We start from the raw sequence: 6569 nt of genomic DNA, 5'->3' as shown, positions 1-6569 counted from the left end.
CTATTTTAATTGATTAAAATTATTCAAGATTTATAAAAAGGTTTATTGATAATAAAGAATAATTTTTTCTATCCTTAATTCGAAATTCAACTTTTTATTAGTGTTGAAACGCTCTTTTCAACTTCTACTATTTGCTCAATGTAAAATTCCAACTTTTTCTTTTATGTTTTTTTCTTGTATAGAATCATAAATTCACTTAGACAAATAATATTAATTGTTTATACCAAATCATAAATAAGTTAACAATATGTCTATAGATACTTAACATATTGGTTTTAGTCAATTGAATTACCTTCACTTTTTCTTCGTTAAACAAGGAGTTATCTTAACTGAAATACTAAAATTGAACAGTTGTTCATTTTATGTGAGGTTGTAATTGCTATCATCATTCCTCCTGCATTACAAAAAAATTTATTATAATGTAAGTAGCACTTTGATGTTAATAAGATGAGATTTCACTTTTAATAATCTAGTTTGAACAAATGTATCTTTTTTATAATAGAGATGTGGTTGTTAGCCTACTACTTTTAGAATGTCAAAGTTGATTTATCCTAGTACTCCCTTTTTAATATGTTGAATATCAAGGGTATTGATGCTGTTCATATGAAATTAACAACCTCTTCTACTGGCTTTTGAGGAATGAATGAAATTGACAAGGAATTGAATTCAAATGAGGAAAAGAGGATGATTTTTCTTATAACATATATAATAATGTGAACTAACAAGTACTAAGTGAAGAACAGTACATTAACATAACATTAACAATGAGCGGTCTTATAAGTGATAAATCCCGTTAAAACAGCTAGGTAACAAAGAAAAACTTAGTGTGAATTGCTATAAGAATGTCTTGAAATCTCCCTAGTAATATAAATATACTCGAACAATATTTATTGTTGGAATATTAAAAAAGTTTAGTTGAATTATATAAGCTTTATAAATACAGTTTACATACAAGTTTTATATAAGGGTCTTATATAAAACTTGTATGTAAACTAGATAATTTGTTTTTTTGATTTAACTACGATATAAAAGTATTATTTTATACATTTTATATGTAAAGCTTATATATAAGGTGTATAAGTTTTTCTGGAATTTTTATGCTAAAAAAATTGGTGGTTTTTTATCTGTTTTTTAGAATTTTGATTTGGTTTTTTTAATAATCTTTTTTGAAATGTCAATCACATGAAATTTAAGATTGATATAACATGTATACGCATTATATATAAGGCGTATACATAAACCCTTATAAAATATATATTAATTCTATTTTTAATTTTATAAGTCTTATATACAAGTCCTGTATATAAGTTTTATTTATAATGACTTGATATACGACGTGTAATGATGTACTATGTTTCTAGGAATAATTAACCAGTGTTTTAAGGGGGGGACGACTTGAACGAAGTTTTAAGTGAAAAATATCAAACAATCAAGTTTGCAGATGAAGTAGTAAACATGTTTGCTGATATACTTGAACAAGATGAGATACTCTATAGTGTATTTCTATACATAGGAAACATAGTAAATAAACAATTTCAAGAGACGAAGTACATGAGGGGCATATCTATTAATGAAATAGTGGAAAATGTAGTTATTGATAGGAGAGTAAAGAAAAAAAAGGGAAAATCCTATTCTTTAGAGGTTGAACGTACGAATATATCTAGACGTTCAGCTGAAATAAGTGTGAGTACACTATCATCAATGTCTTTAATCTATGAAAAAACCATGCACCCATATAAATTTTTGATCTCAACTTATAGAGGGCAACAAGTACTGATTGAGTTAGGGAAAAGAAAAAAGATAAATAAGGAGAGATAAAATAATGGCAAAAAACTTCTTGAAGAATGAAGTGGCAGTTAAAATGACGATGGTCGGTTTTGGTCAAGCTGGTACTAGAATGGTAGATAAATTTGCGGAATATACACATACAGATGGTACAGCAGTATATAATTGCTTAGCACTAAACAGTAATGATGGAGATCTAGCTGAATTAAAAAATGTACCCAAAAGTAATCAAGTTTCACTGAAATTAGGTGGTTTAGGTAAGAATCCTGAGCGTGCAGTAAAAGTCCTTGATTCAAATGAGGAAGCAAAAGAAAAGCTAAAAGAATTTATTACTGAACGAGTAAGACCTTCGGATGAACTTGTTTTATTTTTTGCAGGTTTAGGTGGAGGAACTGGAACTTCTACAATCATTAAGGCTATTGAAGAATTTTCGGCTTTTCATAACAAGCCAGTAATCAGACAAGAATTACAAAAAGTTGCGCAGCTATATCCAATGTCTGAAATCAAGGCGAATCAAGCGAAGTTTGCGAGAATAGCCTTTGAAAATGCTATTGAGCGCAAAGACTTTATTAAAATGGGGATTGTTGTAACTCTTCCCGTCCGAGCAGATGGGCCTGATGTATTACGACAAGTAAATAAATTTTCACAGGAAATTTGGAAATTAGCAAATGATAAATCAAAAGGTGTAGCATTTGTTGTGTTTGCTGATAACCAGCATTTTTACGATGAATTTAAGGAATTGAATGAAAATGAGAAAAAAGGTATCGCTAATTCACGAGATTATGCAAATCAACGTATTAGTGAAATTATTCATGAGTTAAATACCGCTGCTAATGGATCTGGTACATCTGTAATACTGGATTCTCAAGATTTTAAACGTATTTTACTTGAGAAAACGGGCTGTTTAGTAATTAATAAGGTTTCACGTAATATGAATCAAATAGAAAATAGCCATGCAATTATAGAAATGTTCCAAGAATCATTAAGAGGAAGCTCTTTCCATCCCCCGATTGATTTGATGAAGAAGAACGATGATGGTTCTGTTGAAGCATCAAAAGTACATCATTTTGGTATGCTTGCTATCCTAGATGAGCAAAAGAATATTAATGATTCCTTTATGGATGACGCTAAGGTAGAAGTTTCAAATAATTTACCTATAAATGGTACAGTTTTTAATGGATATTTGGTAAGTAAGAATGATTTCTTAGGAACTGTATATACCTTCTATAAAACCGATGCATTACCATCGAGATTATCTAAAGGTTTAGTTGAAGAATTTAATGAATTTAAAGAAAGACAAAGCCAAATTCAGTATAAAAAGTCTCAAATTAGTACGATTGAAAGTATAGATGAGGATGAGGATTTAGGTTTTGCATTTGGAGATTTTATTGATATGGGTAGTGACGAAGAAAATAATAATGCTGGAGCAAATGAAGATGAAGATCTAGCAGATTTTCTAGATCCAGATAAGATGTTTGGTACTACAAAATAATAAAAAAGTCTGGACTAAGTTCCAGACTTTTTTATTATTCCACTGAATCCATAAGAGATTTTATATACTCAATAATATTATCTTGTATGTACTGCTCTATGAAGAGTTGTTTTTTACTCAAGTCTTCCTCTTTTTTAAACCAGCCTGCTTTTCTAGTGCGCTCTTCCTCAGGTTTGTTATTCCATAAGCTCTCTGCTTGTTTTCTTAATTCCTGACGTGCCCTATGCTCAATAATAAAATTATCAAGCCTATCTTGGCGTTGGCGTAATTTTAGCGTTTCTACATCTTCTGGTTGTGGTAACTGCTTTAATATACTTTCTACCCTCTCTTCATAATGAGATTCAATATGTTTTATTTTTTCTTCTAACTGTTTAGTTACCATTTTTTCAATAATTTCAGCAGTAGCTTGAAGGTTTAATTCAGTGGATACCTCATTTGTTTGATGTTCTGGTGAAACTGGTCTTAAATCAAATTGGTGTGGTAAAAGGTCAATAATTGCATCTAGAGACCATTTCTCATCCCTTTTCTGCTTTATAAATAGAGCAATTTCAAGATCTAAAGCATTATAGAGTTTTTCATTTGTATTTTGAGTTCTTAAAGTTTCATGAAGTCCCTTTTCTTCTAGGATATTGAACCAATTATAAACTGTATTATGATGACGTCCTACTAGTTTTGAGAATTCTGTTATTCGCCATGCTTTTTCGAAAACATTATCATCTAATATATCATCATCGTTAATTTGATGGTCTTGTTTTTCATTTTTTTGCTCAATCATTGTAACTACCTCCTCAAAAATCAACTCATAAATAACTAATTATAATTAACATGTGAGCTGAGATTAACATGTTAGCTAGTATTTCGATAATATTTGTAAAAATCCCTACCAATCCAGTGAATTACATGAAATATAGAATTAACATGTAAACATATACTTGTTAACAAAACATTGACGTTTAGCATAGAATTCGGTGAATCAGTAACTTTATTACCAATTTGAAATATATAATTGGTAATGTTTTGTTAATGGGAATATATATATTATTGTAGTAGCGCTACTGATAGTTGCTATGAGATTAACAAATTAGGCTACTTAATATTAATGATAAGGAAATAAAGCTATTTTGTAAATAAGTTATAAGGATATAATCCGGTTATATAACGGAAAATACACAAAGTAACGCTCAAAATCTAATTATCACGTATAAAAGCTAGTAAAAAGTAAATAATATTAATGTAGAGTTAGTATTGTTCGATAAACAAAACGGTATTTAAGGATATAGGAGTACAATCATAATGCTTCGAAGAGGTTCGTCCTACTCCCTATTTACTTGCTACATACAAGTTAGGATCTACTTATGTATATTAATTTAGTATAGAATGTACAATTTAAGTTGTATATTGCATGTCATGATAGAAATTTATGTAGTCAGCATCAACAAAATGATCTTTATCAGTATTAAAGAACAGATTGAGCCCGTGAGTTGACATTAACATGAAACATGACATTGACATGAAATCAATACTACAACCACCTACTAATAACATATGAACACCTATTGTTAATGTTTTGTTAACTATAATAGATATAGATCAACCCTTTGTATACATGCTGATCTAAAAAGATTACCTTTTGACATGAAATGTGAATCATAAACGAAGGATTTTATAGATAATTTTGAGGAAGTTTTTAAGATACTAAGGTTCGACTTAGAATACTAGAATAATCCAAGTGATGTATTTTGTAGATATCCGATTTCTAGTATATGTTTACATATATTAATAAGATCATAAACAAGACGATGAGATTGATATGTTAACGAAAATTAGATAAGCATACTTCGAATATCCATAAAGATAACATTGACATAAAATGAGGTATTGCTATGAGATTAATACGACATTAACAAAAAACACCCAAACAAAGGATAAATCATCCTAATTGTTAATGTCATGTTGATCAGAAATAGAAAACTCCCATTTACATTTAGAGATACTAGTTATTCTAATGGGTGTTTATGACTTAAATACCCATTAGAAAGTTAATAAAAGTAATTAGTAATAAAATATAGCATGCGCTGGTTTGTTAGTTATTACATTCCAGTAACTAATGATAATAAATGTAGATCTACTAATTGGTTTTACGTTAATTTATATCTGAGTATCATCGGATTGATATAACACATAAAATATCAATATGAAATTAACATCTGTACATTTTTATTTCCTTTCATATCAATGTCAATTGATATGTTAATTTCATTCGAGGGTATTAGTGTTGGTTAATTGTTTATATGACATTAACAAATTTGGGTTGTGTACTTCAAATTGTGTTAAAAATTAAATGGAGATAGCCTTTCTTTGAAACCTTCTTGATCAAGGAGGTTTATAAAAAGAACGGTGTAGTATATTGGGAGTTTTGGTTATAAATAGTAGTTGTAATACTTAGGTATACGACTTATTTATTTGGGCATACTATAAGTATGGGTTCTTTTCTATGATAAAAAAAGTGCAGCTAATATCTTTACAATCTATAATTATAGATTGTAGTTTTTATAGTATTTGAGTAGAAGAAATGATTTTGTGTATCATTCCAATATAAGTATATACTAACTAAAAGTCATTTTAATTGTTACAAGAAAAATATGTTATGGATGTATATTCATTATTAGCGTGCTTTTTGTCTAATAACTAAAATAGGAACTTAAAAGCAATTTTATAATTTTTGTTTGCGAAATATGTAATTAATAAATTGGCTTAGGTATGAACTGGATGGTTAGTTTAACTTGTATTCATCTCTCAATATGAAATTTCATGTCAATGTCAGTTGATATGTTAATATCAACCGAACGAGTTTGTGTCGCTTTATTGTTTACATAACATTAATATGCTCTAGTCGTTTGCTGTTAGTTATGCTATGAGTAATATAAAGATTGTTTTATATTTAAAGTTCTCTAAGGTAAGGAATATATTAAATGAATGTTTTTTACTTTTGAAATTTAGTTGTAAATAAAAAAATCGAAATTTTGTTATGAAAATCCTATACTTAGATATACTAATAGTATTACCTGAATTAGGTTATTAAATGACATATGCAAAAAAGAAAAGGTTAATCAATTAGAAGCATTATTTTTGTGAGTTTATTTAATAATTGCGAAGTAGTATTGACATTTAGATATTATATAGATAATCTTATACATAAGTTTTATTGTTTAAAATTAATATACAAATCGAGAGATATTTAATTCTTGCTAAACGGACACACCGAGGGCATATACCTGCCATTGGTGTGTCT

Annotated in this window: 3 protein-coding genes; 2 read left to right on the top strand and 1 reads right to left on the bottom strand. The window is 28.5% G+C overall.

Annotated features, from left to right (window positions below):
* Positions 1 to 1395: 1395 nt before the first annotated feature.
* Both GBN78_RS27745 and GBN78_RS27740 read left to right on the top strand, forming a co-directional pair.
* Positions 1396 to 1818, top strand: a complete 423-nt coding sequence (locus GBN78_RS27745) for a hypothetical protein (protein ID WP_001006726.1) — start codon at positions 1396 to 1398, stop codon at positions 1816 to 1818.
* 4 nt (positions 1819 to 1822) lie between these two features.
* The gene (locus tag GBN78_RS27740) at positions 1823 to 3277 is read left to right on the top strand and encodes an FtsZ/tubulin family protein (protein WP_001097031.1); all 1455 of its coding nucleotides are present in this window, start codon (positions 1823 to 1825) and stop codon (positions 3275 to 3277) included.
* A 34-nt stretch (positions 3278 to 3311) separates the two neighbouring features.
* On the opposite strand, the gene GBN78_RS27735 is transcribed toward GBN78_RS27740, so the two are convergent.
* Positions 3312 to 4052 carry a MerR family transcriptional regulator gene (locus tag GBN78_RS27735; protein WP_000572539.1) on the bottom strand — a complete coding sequence of 247 codons (741 nt, stop codon included), beginning with the start codon at positions 4050 to 4052 and terminating at the stop codon, positions 3312 to 3314.
* Positions 4053 to 6569: the final 2517 nt, after the last annotated feature.

The sequence above is a fragment of the Bacillus sp. B2-WWTP-C-10-Post-4 genome, assembly GCF_009183805.1.
In the GTDB taxonomy this organism is placed as follows: Bacteria; Bacillota; Bacilli; order Bacillales; family Bacillaceae_G; genus Bacillus_A; species Bacillus_A cereus.
This window is presented reverse-complemented; position numbering and strand designations above follow the sequence as displayed.